A 14642-nucleotide genomic window follows, 5' to 3' on the forward strand; every position below is an offset into this window, starting at 1 on the left:
TTTACCATCTGCCCGCTTGTGCGTCGATCAGCGGGCCGTGACCCAGCCGGGCGGCTCGCACCGCCTGCTCCTCCTCCGGGGACAGCGGCTCCTCTCCCTTGCCGCTCACCACCGGGCGTACATAGGTGCGGGTCTCGGTTCGTCCGTTGATCGAGGTCAGTACGATGCCGTCACCCAGCCCGTTGATCATCGCGATCGAGAACGACAACCGCCCGGTCATCTCCTCCAGCGCGTCGTAACGGCACACGGCGACGTCCCGGATGGCCTTGAGATCGCCCTTGCCCTCGCTCGTCTGCAAGACCAGCGTCTCCCGGCACTCGTCGAGAGCGGCCCTGGCCTGCTTGAGCGCTCTGTAGCCAATGGCCACGCCACTCACCCCGGAAACGAGCCCCACCATGACCCATACGGTAATCAGCACGTAACAGAGGGTAATCGTTTGTCACACCACGTCGCGCCGTTTCGGCAACCAGGAGGCCAACAACCAGACCAGACCCAGCGCCCCCAGTCCGTAGCCGTCCTGCACGATCTTGTCGAGCACCGGCACCCCCGCCACCTTCAACGCCACGCCCCACCAAGGAATGGGCAGCACGTAGTACAACCACACCCCCACGGCCACCCGCACCCTGACCGGATCGCGCCCGTCACCCACGATCGCCCCGAGCACCACGACCACCCAGGCGAGATGGTGGATCCAGGCGACCGGGGAAAGCAGCACGGCCATCAGCCCGACCAGCGCGACGGCGGTGATCGGGTCCTTCGCCTGGTACGCGGCGCGCGCCCCGCGGAAGCCGTACCAGCCCACGACCGCCACCAGGGCGATCCAGATCACGGACGTCAGCGCGTCGGGCAGGTACAGGCGGATCAGCATGCCGCGGATCGACTGGTTGGTGGTGGCGGCGTTCGCGCCGAGCCGGTTGGGATCGAACAGCGCGGAGAACCAGAAATCAGCCGCGTCCTGCGGAATCACCACGAACGGCAGCAACGTGAGCAGCGCCGCGGCGAAGGCCGCCATGAAGAACGTCCGCCACTGCCGCGTCACCAGCAGGTAGATCAGGAAGACGCCCGGCGTGAGCTTCACCGCCGTGGCCAGCCCGATCAGGAACCCCCGAGGCCACCACGGCCGCCTGGCCACACAGTCGGCCAGGCACAACGCGACCAGCAGAATGTCCACCTGCCCGAACCGGACCTGGTCGCGGATCGGCATCAAGTACGTGCAGGCCACCATGAGGAAGGCGAAGAGCCACGGCGCGTACCGCGCCCACCCCAGTACCCCTCGGAAGGAGTACGCCACCACGACGGCCAGCGACACGAAGACCCCGGCGGTCCACACCCACTGGGCGGTATCCCAGGACATCTTGGCCAGCAGGACGGCCAGCATCGCCGCGACCGGCGGGTAGGTGAACGGCAGCAGCTGAGGTGCGGGCGTCGCGAACTCGTAGACGGCCCGGCCGTCGAGGATCATCTGCCCGCCGGTCCGGTACACGTCCAGATCGACCAGTCGCTGGTCGTCGGGATTGGTCAGCCACTGCTGTACCAGCGGTGCGACGGCCACCGCGATGACCAGGGCGGCAATCGCCCACGCCCACCACTGCCGCCGGATCGTCGTCGCCCTGCCACCTGTCACGGTGTGGCACGTTACCGTGGCTGTTGTTGATCGAGCGCGTCGATACTGGGGGTCCCGCACATGCCGCACGCCACCTTCAGCGCGGCCTCCCCCACCTCGGACCGCCCTCCAATGCCGCGAGAATCGCCCGGACGACTGCCTCAAGAAGCCCCCCGACGTCGGGGCCATCGTCCGGCCGCCTTGGTCTTCGTCGCGATGCTCCTCGCCACCGTTCTGGCGCTCCTCTTCGGCGCCGGCCCGGCCGCCGCAGCCTCCGCATCCGGTACGGGTCCCGCCTCGGCATCGTCCGCGCGCGGCCGTGTGGCGCTCATCGGGGTGCCTGGGCTCCAGTGGAGTGACCTGGACGAAACCCGTACCCCCAACCTGTGGAAGCTGGTCGCCCACGGCGGCTCCGCGTCGCTGTCCACGCGTGCCGTGCCGCCGCCCGACCGCGGCATCACCTGCCCGATAGCCGGGTGGCTGACCGTGTCGGCGGGCCAGCGGGCCGGGACGCCCGAGCGTGGGTGCCCCGCTGTCCCGACGCCCCAGGTCAGCGGCGAGGGCGCCACGGTTCCGGGCTGGTCGGAGCTGGCCGCGTATCAGGCCGAGACTGGGTACGACGCGCGGCTCGGCACCCTGGGCCAGCTCGTGACGTCCTCGGGGGGCCATGTCGCCGCCATCGGGCCCGGCGCCGCGGTGGCCGCCGCCGACGCGACCGGAAAAGTCGCCACATACGTCGACATGCCGGAAGCTCTCGGCGACCCGGCTCCCTTCAACCTGATCGTCCTGGACGCCGCCGACCTGGCCGACGCCTGGGCCCGCCGGCCGCTCGACGAATACGGCGTGCCGACCCCTCTCCCCACCGCGACGCGGCAGGCCGCCGCCGCACAGGCGGACCGCCGCGTCGGCGACCTGCTCGGCAGGCTGCCGGGCGACACGACCGTCCTGGTGGCGGGCGTCTCCGACATCACCCCGAACCCCCACCTCCACGTCGCCATCGCCACCGGCCCCTCCCCGAGCGGGCGGCCGTACCAGCACGGCTTCCTGACCGCGACCTCCACCCGCCAGGACGCCCTGGTCACGATCACCGACCTGACCGCCACCGCGATCGAGCTGCTGGGTCTGGAGGCGCCGCGCGAGGTGGTCGGACGCGCCTGGCAGACCGACGGTACGGCGAGCGCGGCCACACCCGTCGACACGGTCAACGAGCTGTCGGACAGCGACCTGGCCAGCCAGGTGCTTCGGGACGTCCGGGGGCCATTCTTCGCGGTGTTCGTGACGGTACAGCTGCTCTTCTACGCCTTCGCCGCCCTGGCCCTCCGCCGCCGTCGCCGCTCCGCCTCCGTCTCCGTCTCCGCCGGTGAAACGGCCACCGACGCCACGCCTGCGGGGGTCGCGTCCGGCGAGGCGACGCCCGTCGAGGCCGGGTCCGCTGAGAGCGGGTCCGATGTGGCCGCATCTGCTGAGGCCGGGTCCGGTGTAGCGGCGTCCGCTGAGGCCGGGGCCGCGGAACCCATCTCTGCGGGGACTCACGGTGACGCCGGAGGGCCGTCAGCGGAGTCGGCGGGGTCGGCGGGGGCTCTGCCGGGCTACGAGGCGGCGAGCGCTTCTCGGCTGCTGGCCGTCGTCCAAGTAGTGGCCGTGGTCAGTGGGTCCATCGCCGTCTCGACGTTCCTGGCGCAGCTGGTGCCGTGGTGGGCCCTCCCTCTGCCGATGCTCGGCGTCATCGTGACCATCCTCGCCTTCGCCGCGCTGATCACCGGGCTGGCCTTCGCGGGGCCGTGGCGGGCGCACGTGCTCGGGCCCCTGACCGTGGTCGCGGGCATCACCTCCGTCGCCCTGCTCATCGACGTGATGACCGGTTCGAAGTTGCAGGTCAACGCGGTGACCGGCTACGAGCCTGTCACCGGGGGGCGGTTCTACGGGTTCTCCAACATCGCCTTCGCCGTGTACGCGACGGGGACCGTGCTCGCGCTGGCCGGAGTCGCTCAGTGGCTGCTCAAGCGGGGCGTGTCGAGATTCGTGACGGTGATGGTGTGCGGGGCATATGGGGCGTTGGCGGTGTTCGCCGATGGGTGGCCGTCGTGGGGGGCGGACTTCGGCGGGGTCCCGGCCTTCGTGATCGGGCTGGCCGTCTTCCTCATCCTGCTCGCCGGGCGGCGGGTCTCGATCGTGAAGCTGCTGCTGGTCGGAGTGGCTGGAGCGGTGCTCATCGGGGGCATCTCGCTGTTCGACTGGCTGCGGCCGGCGGCACAGCGTACCCATCTGGGGAATTTCGTCCAGCAGATCATCGACGGTCAGGCGTGGACGGTGATCGGGCGCAAGTTCAGCGCGATGATCGGCGTCACCGTCGGGAACTGGTCTCTCACGCTGCTCACGCTGGTCGCGCTCGCGTTCCTCTTCTGGGTGCTCAACCGGCCGTCCCGCTGGGGCGCTCCGGCGCTCGGCCAGGCGTACGCGCTCGCGCCGACGCTCCGCGCGGGCCTGTTCGGGGCGCTGACGTGCGCGTTCATCGGGTTTCTGATCAACGACTCGGGCATCGCCATCCCGGCCATGGCGCTCACGGTGGCGGTGCCGTTGACGCTCGCGGCGTCCGTACGCGCCTTGCAACTCGCCACGACCACCACACCAGAGCCACCGTCAGCGCGAACAGGGCCCACGGAGCGATCCGCGACCTGACCACCGTACGGAGCCAGTCGAGGTCCTGCGGCATGACGCCGTCGAGGACGCGGGCGGGCAGGTAGGCCAGCGACAGCACGAGCAGGTGCGTGAACAGCAGCCCGTCGAGCGCCGACGCCCCGATCAGGGCGAGCATCCCGAACGCCAGGCCGTCGTACCAGGGCAGGATGTACGGAGTCGCGAACAGGTAGGCGATGACGATCACGGCGGCCACGACGGGGGCACTCAGCCCCGCCGACCCATGGGCGTTGGCATAGCCCTGGTAGCCGTCGGACCTGGACATCAGGCGGAACAGCGACCACGCCACCAGAGCGAGCACCAGCAGCGAGCCGATCTGGATCTCGCCCCGGTAGGCGCTGCCCGCGCCGACGATCGACTGCAGCCAGCCCTGGACGAGTTTCCAGAACGAGGCCAGCGAGATCGACTTGCTGGTGCGGGTCATCGGGCCGATCGCCTCGGAACCGACGATCACGTAGCCGACGACCACCACGGCCAGCGCGGTGCCCGCCATCAGGGCCAGGCGGGCGGGGCGCCGGCACAGCTCCCAGGCGGGGCCGAGCGCCACGAGGCCCGCGTTGATCTTCACCGCCACGCCGAGGCCGAGCAGGAGCCCGGATCCGACCGGGCGGCTCCGGGCCAGGAGGGCGGCGACCATGCAGGCGATGGCCAGGGTGTCGACGTGCATGCCGGCGACCAACTGGTAGAGCAGCAGCGGGTTGGCGGTCCAGAGCAGGGCCGCCCGCAGCCGTCTGGCGGGATCGTCCCGGGTGAACCGGTCGATCAGCAGGCCCGTCGCGATGAACGCGGCCGCGTTGACCAGCGCCAGGACGAAGATGGTCAGCCGGAGCGAGTCGCCGCCGATCCAGCTCGCCAGGGCCTGCACGGCCGTCGCCACCGGGCCGTAGACGCTCGGCTCCTCACGCCAGGGGGCTTCCACCGCGCGAGCGATGGGATCGGTGGGCAGGTCGACGGCTCCGTGGGTGTACGGGTTGACGCCCAACGTCACCATGCGTCCGTAGGCGGCGTAGTTGAGGTGGTCACCGGAGCCCGACGGAGGCAGGAACGCCAGCAGCGCGGCGGCCAGGCAGCCGAGACGCACCAGCAGCCGAGGATCCGGCGACCACCGACCGCCGGCGAGCAGCAGGCCCAGCGAGCCGAGCGCGCCGAGCACGATCGCCGCCGCGCCGAGCCCCACCACGAGGTGGGGGGCGGGGTGCAGGTTCAGGGAGTACGGCGGCTGCCAGGCGGGGCCGCTCAGGGCAGGGACCATGACGGACGGGCCGAGGAGGCTGATGGCGATCGTCAGCAGGACCGAGGCGCCGATCGCCGCCGTGGCCGACTGGGCGAGCCGGCCTGGCGCCTTTCCGCGCCGCGTCTCCGAAGTCACCCGCAAATTCCAGCACACTCGCCGGAACGCTCAGGCCCGAGCCGCGACCTACCAAGGGCCGATGATGGGGGCCGATGACGATGGGTGGGCCGGTCAGGCGCCTGGCAGGGAGTCCAGTTGCGCCAGGAGCCGCGCCTTGCCCGAGCGGTTCAGCCAGGTGCTGAAATCCGTGAGGGTGGTGTTGGCCTTGCGCAGGGGCTCGAGGTCGGTGTCGTAGTAGGTCTCGTTCGCCCAGGTGAAGACCTTCGCGACCTCGGGGTCGTGCTCCCAGAGGACGTCCAGCGGAATCTGGGAGTGCGGAATCTGGCGACCGGCCGCCGTGCCGAGCGCGGCGGCGATCTGCGGGGCGGTCAGCCGATCGCCGGTGATCTCCATCGCCTGCCCCAGGTAGGTGTCCGGGTCCGCGAAGGCCAGCGCGGCGAAGGCGCCGGTGTCGTCGATGGCGATGAGCTGCATGACCAGGTCGTCGTGCCAGGGCACGTTGAGCGAGCCGTTCTGGAAGAACCGCGCCGGGCTGGTGAAGTCCTCCATAAAACCGGCGGGGCGCAGGATCGTCGCGGGCACCCCCAGCTCGCGGATGCGCTCCTCGATCTGCCACTTGTCGATGGCGCCCCACCCGTGCTCCACGTAAAAGCGGTTCTGGCTCTCGACGCCGCCGACCGAGGAGTACACCAAGTGCCGCACGTCCGCGGCCTTGGCGGCGTCCGCGACGTTCATGCCTTGGGCGATCTCGTTGTCGTTGGCGGACTGGACGCTGTAGATGCCGTACACACCACGGGCCGCCGCGTCGATGGAGGCGCGGTCGTCCAGGTCGCCGCGGACGAGCTCGGCGCCGGCGGCGGCGAGCTCGGCGGCCGCGGGGGCGCTCTCGTCCCGGACGAGGGCGCGGACCCGCCAGCCGTCGGCGAGCAGGTGGCGGGCGGTGGCGCCGCCCTGGTTCCCGGTGGCGCCGGTGACGAGGACGGTCTTGTCGCGGGTGCTGTTCATGACTCGCTCCAGTCGCAGGTGTTGCCGCTGTGTCGACGTGACTGTATGACGAAATTTGAAAGATAGTCAATCGACAAATATGAGTTGACCAGATCTCGTATGGGGTCATACGGTCCCTACGTGAGCGCCAACGCCGAACGACTCCGAGACCCGCGGCAGCGCGCCGAACGGGCCACCCGCATCCTCGATGTGGCAGCCGACCTGCTGTTGCGCCACGGCTACCGGCGGGTGACCATCGACGACGTGGCCGAGGGAGCCGGCATCGGCAAGGGCACGGTCTATCTGCACTGGAAGACCCGCGAGCAGCTGTTCGGCGTGGTCTTCGCCCGCGAGGTGCTCTACGCCATGGACGAGCTACGGCAGGCGCTGCGGCAGGACGCGACGGCATGCCTGCTGCACAACTTCGCGCGCGCCTACTTCGTGGCCATCACCAACCGCCCGCTGCTGCGCGGGTTCCTCTTGGCCGATCCCCACCTGCTCGGCAAACTGACCAGCTCGCCCGACACCGCCCGCGACGAGCGGCACGGCACCATGGCGCGCGACTATCTCAACCTGCTCGCCGAGTACGGCCTGCTCCGCGACGACCTGCGCACCGACGAGATCGGCTACGCCTACCAGGCCACGTTCGAGGGCTTCCTGCGCGCCGAAGGCGATGCCGCCGCCGATGGTCCGGAGCGACGGGCGGACCTGCTCGCGCGGACCGTCCAACGCGCCTTCGAGAGCGAGGCGGCCATTCCCGAGGCCAGGCTGCGCGACCTCGCCGCGGCCAGCGTCGCCCTGCTCAGCGACCTGATCGACGCTGATCGCGCCGAGTCCGGCACCCCCGAGGTCTGACGCCTCAGGACGTCTATCGCAGAGACGGTAAGTCAGAACATCTACCGCAGATACGGCAGAACAGTTCGGAAGTCCCGCGCACCGCGGCCCTCTTCGGCGGACGCGCCGCCGGAGCCCGCCCTATGCTTCCGCCCCCGCTCCCGCTCGATCATGATCTCCGCCACCGTCTCCTGGACACCGTCGCGGATCTCCACGTACTCCAGCAGACCGGTACGTTCCAGAGCGGTGAGCAGCCGGTCGGGAGGGCTGGCCAGGATGATGCGGCCGCTGCGCGTGGCCCGTACGCGCTGCAACGCCACCGCCAGCGCCCCGATCAGGGAAGAGTCGTAGAACACCACGTCAGTCAGGTCGAACACCAGGATGGGCCCGTCGGACCAGTCCCATACCTCCCGGATGCGCGCGCTCAGGCGCGCCCGGCCGGCGTGATCCAGCTCGCCGCTCGCTCGAAGGACTGTGCAATGAACGTGTCGGATAGTGTCGATTCGCACCGCACGCGCGCTCATGGTTCGCACTCACTTCCAGTAGCGTCACCTTTCTTTCTGCCCTGGAAAAGCCGCATTCAACGGCTGGCCAACGTGAAGGCCGTCACACACCACGAAACCCCCTGGGATGCTCGTGGTTCCCTAAACCAGGAATTCGGTGAGGATGCCCGGCGCGGCCCCCTCCGCCAGCGTCGGAGCGTCGCCCGCGGCGAGGTCGGGGATGCGGTAGCCCTGCTCGCCCGCCGCCACCGCGGCCGTCAGCGTCACGACACCGGCCCGCCGGCCGAACGGCGAGGAGCTGAAGGTCCAGGCGACGATGCCGGTACGGCGCAGCGCGAGCGTGTCGCGGCTGAACGTGCCGGACCGCGCCACCAGATAGTCGCCATCGACGGCGTGACCCAGGTTGCGGTAGGCGTCCCGGGCCAGCCACCAGACGATCGGTGTCGTCACGACCAGGAAGATGCCCGCGACGAGCGGCAGGCCGAGCGCGGCCAGGACGACGGCCACGGGCAGGACGACCAGCGTCAGACCGCGCATGACGCGGCGCCGCAGCGCGACGCGGGGATGGCGGAGCAGAGTCCGGTCGGCCGCCTTGCCGGTCAGCCGCTCGACCACGCGCAGGGCCTCGGCGCGGGGCGCGGGCGGCAGCAGCGAGCTGCGGCGCCGGTTCTCCTCGTCGTCGCCGAGCCCGCTGGCCACGGCGGTGACCTTGGCGCCGCCACCGGCCCGGAGCAGCAGCGGTTCGCGCAGCAGTACGCCACGCAGCCGCTCGCGGTCCATCGACACCGATCGGGTCGTGAACAGGCCGCGGCGCACCGCGAGCGTGCCGGAGTCCGCCCATTCCAGGCGGTAGTTCCACCAGTTCTCGGCGTACAGCGCGGTCGCCCCCACACTGCCGACGACCAAGAAGGCCAGGAACGTCAGCGGGATCGTCACCCAGACCGCGCCGGCCGCGAGGTCGCGCAGGAAGCCGAGGCGCCACGGCTCGATCCCGATGTCGTTCAGGATCCGGTACGCGGTGCCGAGGACCACGAACACGCCGCCGATTGTCCAGAACGTCAGCGGCGCGTAGCGCACCCACCGCGGATCGAACATGGCCAGCACCGGATCGGCGCTCTCCCGCGTATCGGCCCGCCGCAGCAGCTCACCGCGCAGCCGGGCCGCGTCCTGCCGGGACAGGGCCTCCAGCCGGAGCTCGTCGCGGTCGGCGGTGCTCGCGCGCAGGACGGCGAGGCCGAGGAGACGGTGTACGGGGTTCGCGGTCAGGTCGACGTTGCGGATCCGGCTCAGCGGCACCGAGCGGAGCCTGCGGACGAACAGCCCCGAGCGCACCTCGAAGTGCTCGCCGGTCACCCGGTATCGGGTGCGCAGCCAGCGCGCAAGGCCGTTCGCGCTGATGACGGCGAAGGTCAGGGCGATCGAGCCGAGCGTGATCCAGGCCCGCAGGTCGAACCGGCCACCGGTGGCGAGCGCGGTCAGCCCGAACGTCGCCAGCGGCGCGACCAACCAGAAGCAGTGCGCCGCGATGACGCGCCCATCAAGCCGCCGCCACTGCGTGTCTTGTCCGTTCACGCGGCATCACCCGGTACGGCCTGCGCCGCGGCGCCGATGCGGCGGGCGAGCTCCTCGGCGTCGGCGTCGGCCAGGCCGGCGATCTTCACGTTGCCGGCCGTCGAGGCGGTGGTCACGGTCACCGTGGCCAGCCCGAGCGACTGCTGGATGGGGCCGCGCATGGTGTCGACGGTCTGCACCCGGGACAGCGGCGCGATCCGGCGCTTCTGCCAGAACCACCCGCTGGCCGAGTAGACGGCGAGCTCGCCCAGCTCCCACGCGTGCACCCGGTAGCGCCAGCGCGGCATGACCGTCAGATAGACGACCGCGGGCAGCACCAGGACGACCAGCAGCAGCGGCCCCAGCCAGACCAGCGCCCCGGGGAAGAACAGCAGCGACAGCACGAACAGGCACAGCGCCGTCAGCAGCGCCGGCCCCGACAGGACCACCAGCGCCTGGAGCGTCCACCATCGTCTGGCCCTGGGATCGACCCTGTGCAGCGGAGGGCGGAGATTGTTCACGCGGCGCGTCCTTTCCAAGTCAGCTGTATTGCTTCGACCATAGCAAGACAGCTGACTTGGATCAACCGCCGAAGAGCCGGGCCAGCTGCCCGTCCATCAGCGCCACCGTCTCCTCGGCGGTGTGCACGCCCAGGTGGAAGTTGGCGCGCAGCCCGTCGGCCAGGCTGACCAGCAGCGCCGCCTCGGCCGCCGGATCGCGGGACCCGTCGATGTCGCCCGCCCGCATGGCCAGCGCGATCTGACCCTCCAGCACGCCACGCAGCGCGAGCGCGCGCTTGCGGGCGTAGTCCCGCAGCGGCTCGCTGCGCGCGGCCTCCAGCAGGAAGCTGATGTTGATCAGGCTGCCCGCCTCCGCCGCCCGGTCGACGGGGAGCATCTCCAGGACGATGGCCCGAAGCCTGGCCCGCGGCGCCTGCGACCCGGCGGCCAGCATGCGCTCGGCCACGCGCTCGACGTTCTTCCTGTTCATGAACTCGACCGCGAAGACCATCATGTCCTCACGGTTGGTGAAATAGTGCTGGAGCTGGCCGAGCGACATGTCCGCCGCCGCGGCGACCTCTCTCAGGCTCACCCGGTCGAGCCCCCGGGTCCGTGCCACCCGCCACAGTGCCTTGGCGATCTGGGTACGCCGGGCCTCATGGTCCACCTGCTTGGGCACCCGTGCTCCTCTCTTTTTACGTCCCCCAACGGTACTCAATACGCATGACTTGGCATAACCAAAGCAAGAAGTACCGTGTACTTGAACATGAGATCCGCTGAAGGGAGTGCCGGTGGGCATCATTTCGCGCGGCTTCCAGGGTCGGCGCAGGGGCGACGACGACCGGTTGCCGCCCGGTCAATACCTGGTCGACGACTTCCCGGTGCTGTCGACCGGGCCGACGCCGCGGATCCCGCTGGAGCGGTGGGAGTTCGCCATCGACACCGAGGCCGGGCAGACCCACCGGTGGACCTGGCCGGAGCTGATGGCGCTGCCGCAGGAGACGCCGACGGTCGACATCCACTGCGTCACCAAATGGTCCAAGCTCGGCACCGGCTGGCAGGGCGTCTCGCTGGACACGCTGTTCGAGAACGTCGAGTCGGCCGCTGAATACGCGCTGGCCTACTCGTACGGCGGCTACACCACGAACCTCCCCCTGGAGGACCTGCTCGACGGCAAGGCGTGGCTCGTCCACAAGTTCGACGGCGAGGAGCTCGCACCCCAACACGGCGGCCCGGCCCGGCTGCTGGTGCCGCACCTGTACCTGTGGAAGTCGGCCAAGTGGATCCACGGCATCCGGCTGCTCGACGAGGACTGGCCGGGCTTCTGGGAGACCGCCGGCTACCACAACTACGGCGACCCGTGGCGCGAGCAGCGCTACGAGGGCGACTAGGTGCGCCGGCTGACCTGGCGACCGGCCAGGCTGATCGCGCTGCGCGACGAGACCGCCAGCGCCCGCACGCTGGTCTTCCAGGTGCCGGGCTGGCCAGGACACCTGGCCGGTCAGCACGTTGACGTGAAGCTGACCGCGGGGGACGGCTACAGCGCCCAGCGCAGTTACTCGATGTCCGCCCCGGCCGACGGAGACACGGTCGAGCTCACCGTCGAACGCGTACCCGACGGGGAGGTCTCGCCGTACCTCACGGAGGTCATGGAGCCCGGTGACCAGGTGGAGATCCGTGGGCCGGTCGGCGGCTGGTTCGTCTGGCGGCCCGAGAACACCGCGCCGGTGCTGCTGGTCGGCGGCGGCTCAGGCATCGTCCCGCTGATGGCCATGATCCGTGAGCGTCGCCGGGCGGGCAGCCGGGTGCCGTTCCGGCTGCTGTACTCGCTGCGCGGGCCCGGCAGCCGCTACTACGCCGAGGAGCTGCGCCGTCCCGACGCCGGGCTCGACATCGGCTACATCTACACGCGGGCCGTGCCGGACGGCTGGCCCCGGCCGGCCGGTCGCATCCTGCTGGACGACCTGGCGGAAGGCGGCTGGCCTGCCGGCTTCGAGCCGGAGTGCTACGTCTGCGGGCCGACGGGGTTCGTCGAGGCGACCGCCGACCTGCTGCTCGCGCTCGGGCACGCGCCCGAGCGCATCAGAACCGAACGCTTCGGCCCGACCGGAGACTGACATGACCGCAGAAGGCACCGACCGGAGACTGACATGACCGCCGAACATCTGGACGGCAACGTCCTCGCCGGCCCGCTGAGCGAGATCTTCGCCGTGGACGTCACCGCGGCCGTCGGACGGTGCGCGAGCTGCGGACTGACCGGCCCCGTCGCCGAACTCCGCGTGTATGGCCCCGAACCGGGGCTGGTCGCCCGCTGCCCCGGCTGCGAGGAGGTCGTGCTACGCCTGGTACGCGGACCGGGCGCGGCCTGGCTCGACCTGCGCGGCGCCGTGTCGTTGCGCGTGCGACTACCCGAATAGCGGGTCCCACTCGATCCGGCTTAGTACACTCGGCAGGTCCAACCGGCCGAGATCTGTACGGCGGAGGTCTTGGCCATGGGCGGCGGCCGCCTGCGGCCCTGTCCAATGGGAGTCACGTGAACCGCGGGCTGCTGGACGCGCCACCATCCCCACAAGCTCCGGCACGCGGCCGCAAACGCTGGCTGAGGTGGACGATCGCGATCGTGATGACGATCGTGCTGGTGATCGCGGGCGTCGCGGTCGGCGTCTACCTCAAGCTGTACGGCAACGTGAAGCACGACGCCGTCTCGGCCGAGGACCTCGGCGCGTCCCGTCCGCCCAAGGTGGCGGACACCGCGATGAACGTGCTGATCGTCGGCTCCGACCAGCGCGACGGCAAGAACGCCAAGTACGGCCACCGCGTCGCGGGTGAGCGTACCGACACGATCATGCTGGCACATGTCTCGTCGAAGCGGGACAACGCCATGGTCGTCAGCTTCCCGCGTGACTCACTGGTGCAGCTGCCCGCCTGCCGCGCCAAGGCCGGACTGGCCGGCCAGCAGCCGCACCTGGGCATGATCAACGAGTCGTTCAACTCCGGCGGCATCGCCTGCACCTGGAAGACGATCGAGTCGCTCACCGGCATCCACATCGACCACTTCGTCAAGGTCGACTTCACCGGCTTCAAGAGCATGGTCGACGCCGTGGGCGGTGTGGAGATCTGCCTTCCTGAGGCGGTCAACGACAAGAAGGCGCTGCTCCACCTGGCCGCCGGGCGGCAGACGGTCAACGGCGAGCAGGCGCTCGGCTACGTCCGTGCCCGCTACAGCATGGGTGACGGCTCCGACATCGGGCGGATCCAGCGCCAGCAGATGTTCATCGCGTCGATGGTGAAGAAGGTCATGAGCGGGCAGACGCTCACCGATCCGGCCAAACTCTTCAACTTCCTCGACGCGGGCACCAAGGCCGTCACCACCGACCCCGACCTCACCCCCGGCGTGATGAAGGACCTGGCGACCAGCCTGCAGGGCCTCAACGCGGGGCAGATCCGCTTCATCACCACGCCGTGGCACTACTCACTCACCCAGCCGGGCCGGGTGGAATGGGTCCAGCCGCAGGCCGGGAAGCTGTTCCAGATCGTGTCCAAGGACGAGAGCGTGCAGGGCGTCAAGGGCGGGCAGACCAAGGTGTCCAGGTCCAAGATGCAGATCGAGCTGCGCAACGGCACCTACCGCACCGGTCTCGGCACACAGGTGGCCGCCTCGTTGGAGCAGCGGGGCTACCACATCACCAAGATCGGCGACACGGCCCGCAAGCCGAACGCCAAGACGACGATCTTCTACGGACCCAAGGGCGAGACGGGCGTCCCGACCCTGACCAAGGACCTGCTCACGTCCACGACGCGGTTGGTGGCGGGAGCGCAGACGAGCCGGTTGGTGCTGGTGATCGGCGACGACTGGAAGGGCACCAAGCCCATCCGCACCGACGACACCGAGGCGCTGAAGGGCTTCGACGCGACCCACGACACCTGCGCGGCGTCCTGATCGCGCGATCAGGGGTCAGGCGATCAGGGGTCAGGCGATGAAGTCCGACAGTGCGGCCAGCGCCTCCACCACCTGGTGGGCGTCCGGGGTACTCTCCGGGTCCAGGAGCCATTGGATCATCAGGCCGTCCGAGATCGCGATCAGGACCGCGATCAGGGCGTCCGGCGCGAACCCCAGCTCCACCCCCAGCTCCGCCGCCGCCCTGTTGATCATGTCGACGCCCGCCTTCCTGGCCCTGGCGTAGACGGCGGCCAGCTTCTCCCTCAGCACGTCCTCGCGCAGGGCGGCCGGGTATGCCTCCACGGCCAGGACCAGCTGCGGCCGTACCTCCGCGAAGACGTCGACCAGGGCCACCATGGCGCGTTCGAGCATCTCCTTCGGGCTCGCCAGCGGCCCCCCGAAGACCGACTCCTCCACGTGCTCGATCCAGGCGTCGTAGGCGGCCACGATCGCCTCGTTGAGCAGGGCGTCCTTGCCGCCGAAGTGGTAGCCGATGGAGGCCAGGTTGGTGCCCGACGCGGCGACCAGGTCGCGGGCGGTCGTACGGGCGTAGCCCTTCTCCTGCAGGAGGTTGACCGCCGCCGCCAGGAGTCTCTCCCGGTATCCACCGAGCTCTGTTCTCGACACGCGTTCTATGCTATCGATATATACGAACGTATATGACGTACGTATATATACG

General features: G+C 70.1%; 15 protein-coding genes. 6 read left to right on the forward strand and 9 right to left on the reverse strand.

Features of this window, described 5'->3' with window-relative positions; translation table 11 throughout:
* Window position 1: 1 nt before the first annotated feature.
* The gene (locus tag ACQP2T_RS62320) at window positions 2–418 is read right to left on the reverse strand and encodes a DUF4446 family protein (protein ID WP_433513981.1); all 417 of its coding nucleotides are present in this window, start codon (window positions 416–418) and stop codon (window positions 2–4) included.
* 21 nt (window positions 419–439) lie between these two features.
* On the reverse strand, window positions 440–1624 hold the full coding sequence (locus tag ACQP2T_RS62325; protein WP_433513982.1) for a glycosyltransferase 87 family protein: 1185 nt from the start codon (window positions 1622–1624) through the stop codon (window positions 440–442).
* 180 nt (window positions 1625–1804) lie between these two features.
* Here ACQP2T_RS62325 and ACQP2T_RS62330 point away from each other — a divergent pair, with 180 nt between their 5' ends.
* On the forward strand, window positions 1805–4282 hold the full coding sequence (locus ACQP2T_RS62330; RefSeq protein ID WP_433513983.1) for a hypothetical protein: 2478 nt from the start codon (window positions 1805–1807) through the stop codon (window positions 4280–4282).
* Here the strand turns inward: ACQP2T_RS62330 and mptB are convergent.
* On the reverse strand, window positions 4164–5669 hold the full coding sequence (gene mptB, locus ACQP2T_RS62335; protein WP_433513984.1) for a polyprenol phosphomannose-dependent alpha 1,6 mannosyltransferase MptB: 1506 nt from the start codon (window positions 5667–5669) through the stop codon (window positions 4164–4166). The genes ACQP2T_RS62330 and mptB overlap by 119 nt on opposite strands.
* Window positions 5670–5762: 93 nt before the next feature.
* Entirely contained in the window at window positions 5763–6656 is an 894-nt protein-coding gene (locus ACQP2T_RS62340) for an NmrA/HSCARG family protein (RefSeq protein ID WP_433513985.1), read from the reverse strand.
* A 120-nt stretch (window positions 6657–6776) separates the two neighbouring features.
* Between ACQP2T_RS62340 and ACQP2T_RS62345 the strand changes: the two genes are divergently transcribed.
* Window positions 6777–7490 carry a TetR/AcrR family transcriptional regulator gene (locus ACQP2T_RS62345; RefSeq protein WP_433513986.1) on the forward strand — a complete coding sequence of 238 codons (714 nt, stop codon included), beginning with the start codon at window positions 6777–6779 and terminating at the stop codon, window positions 7488–7490.
* Window positions 7491–7531: 41 nt separating this feature from the next.
* Here ACQP2T_RS62345 and ACQP2T_RS62350 read toward each other — a convergent pair whose 3' ends face one another.
* The 4 genes from ACQP2T_RS62350 to ACQP2T_RS62365 form a co-directional block, all read right to left on the reverse strand.
* Complete coding sequence (locus ACQP2T_RS62350; protein ID WP_433513987.1) at window positions 7532–7993, reverse strand: STAS domain-containing protein; 462 nt, start codon at window positions 7991–7993, stop codon at window positions 7532–7534.
* Window positions 7994–8113: 120 nt separating this feature from the next.
* Window positions 8114–9544 carry a PH domain-containing protein gene (locus ACQP2T_RS62355; protein ID WP_433513988.1) on the reverse strand — a complete coding sequence of 477 codons (1431 nt, stop codon included), beginning with the start codon at window positions 9542–9544 and terminating at the stop codon, window positions 8114–8116.
* Window positions 9541–10044, reverse strand: a complete 504-nt coding sequence (locus ACQP2T_RS62360) for a PH domain-containing protein (RefSeq protein ID WP_433513989.1) — start codon at window positions 10042–10044, stop codon at window positions 9541–9543. Before ACQP2T_RS62360 ends, ACQP2T_RS62355 begins: the two co-directional genes overlap by 4 nt.
* A 61-nt stretch (window positions 10045–10105) precedes the next feature.
* On the reverse strand, window positions 10106–10702 hold the full coding sequence (locus ACQP2T_RS62365) for a TetR/AcrR family transcriptional regulator (RefSeq protein WP_433513990.1): 597 nt from the start codon (window positions 10700–10702) through the stop codon (window positions 10106–10108).
* Between the two features lie 112 nt (window positions 10703–10814).
* Here ACQP2T_RS62365 and ACQP2T_RS62370 point away from each other — a divergent pair, with 112 nt between their 5' ends.
* The 4 genes from ACQP2T_RS62370 to ACQP2T_RS62385 all read left to right on the forward strand — a co-directional run bounded on the left by ACQP2T_RS62370 (window position 10815) and on the right by ACQP2T_RS62385 (window position 13963).
* Entirely contained in the window at window positions 10815–11414 is a 600-nt protein-coding gene (locus tag ACQP2T_RS62370; RefSeq protein WP_433513991.1) for a sulfite oxidase-like oxidoreductase, read from the forward strand.
* A complete protein-coding gene (locus ACQP2T_RS62375) occupies window positions 11415–12140 on the forward strand; it encodes a ferredoxin reductase (RefSeq protein WP_433513992.1) in 726 nt (241 codons plus the stop codon).
* Window positions 12141–12173: 33 nt separating this feature from the next.
* Entirely contained in the window at window positions 12174–12440 is a 267-nt protein-coding gene (locus tag ACQP2T_RS62380) for a DUF6510 family protein (RefSeq protein WP_433513993.1), read from the forward strand.
* A 116-nt stretch (window positions 12441–12556) separates the two neighbouring features.
* A complete protein-coding gene (locus ACQP2T_RS62385) occupies window positions 12557–13963 on the forward strand; it encodes an LCP family protein (protein WP_433513994.1) in 1407 nt (468 codons plus the stop codon).
* A gap of 30 nt (window positions 13964–13993) precedes the next feature.
* Here ACQP2T_RS62385 and ACQP2T_RS62390 read toward each other — a convergent pair whose 3' ends face one another.
* On the reverse strand, window positions 13994–14590 hold the full coding sequence (locus ACQP2T_RS62390) for a TetR/AcrR family transcriptional regulator (RefSeq protein WP_433513995.1): 597 nt from the start codon (window positions 14588–14590) through the stop codon (window positions 13994–13996).
* Window positions 14591–14642: the final 52 nt, after the last annotated feature.

The organism is Nonomuraea sp. CA-143628 (assembly GCF_050942315.1).
Classification (GTDB): domain Bacteria; phylum Actinomycetota; class Actinomycetes; order Streptosporangiales; family Streptosporangiaceae; genus Nonomuraea.

Bases quoted from the DNA above. Each gene is read 5' to 3' on its own strand.
- ACQP2T_RS62340 (WP_433513985.1), bottom strand. From the start codon at position 6,656: ATGAACAGCACCCGCGACAAGACCGTCCTCGTCACCGGCGCCACCGGG.
- ACQP2T_RS62350 (WP_433513987.1), bottom strand. From the start codon at position 7,993: ATGAGCGCGCGTGCGGTGCGAATCGACACTATCCGACACGTTCATTGC.
- ACQP2T_RS62380 (WP_433513993.1), top strand. From the start codon at position 12,174: ATGACCGCCGAACATCTGGACGGCAACGTCCTCGCCGGCCCGCTGAGC.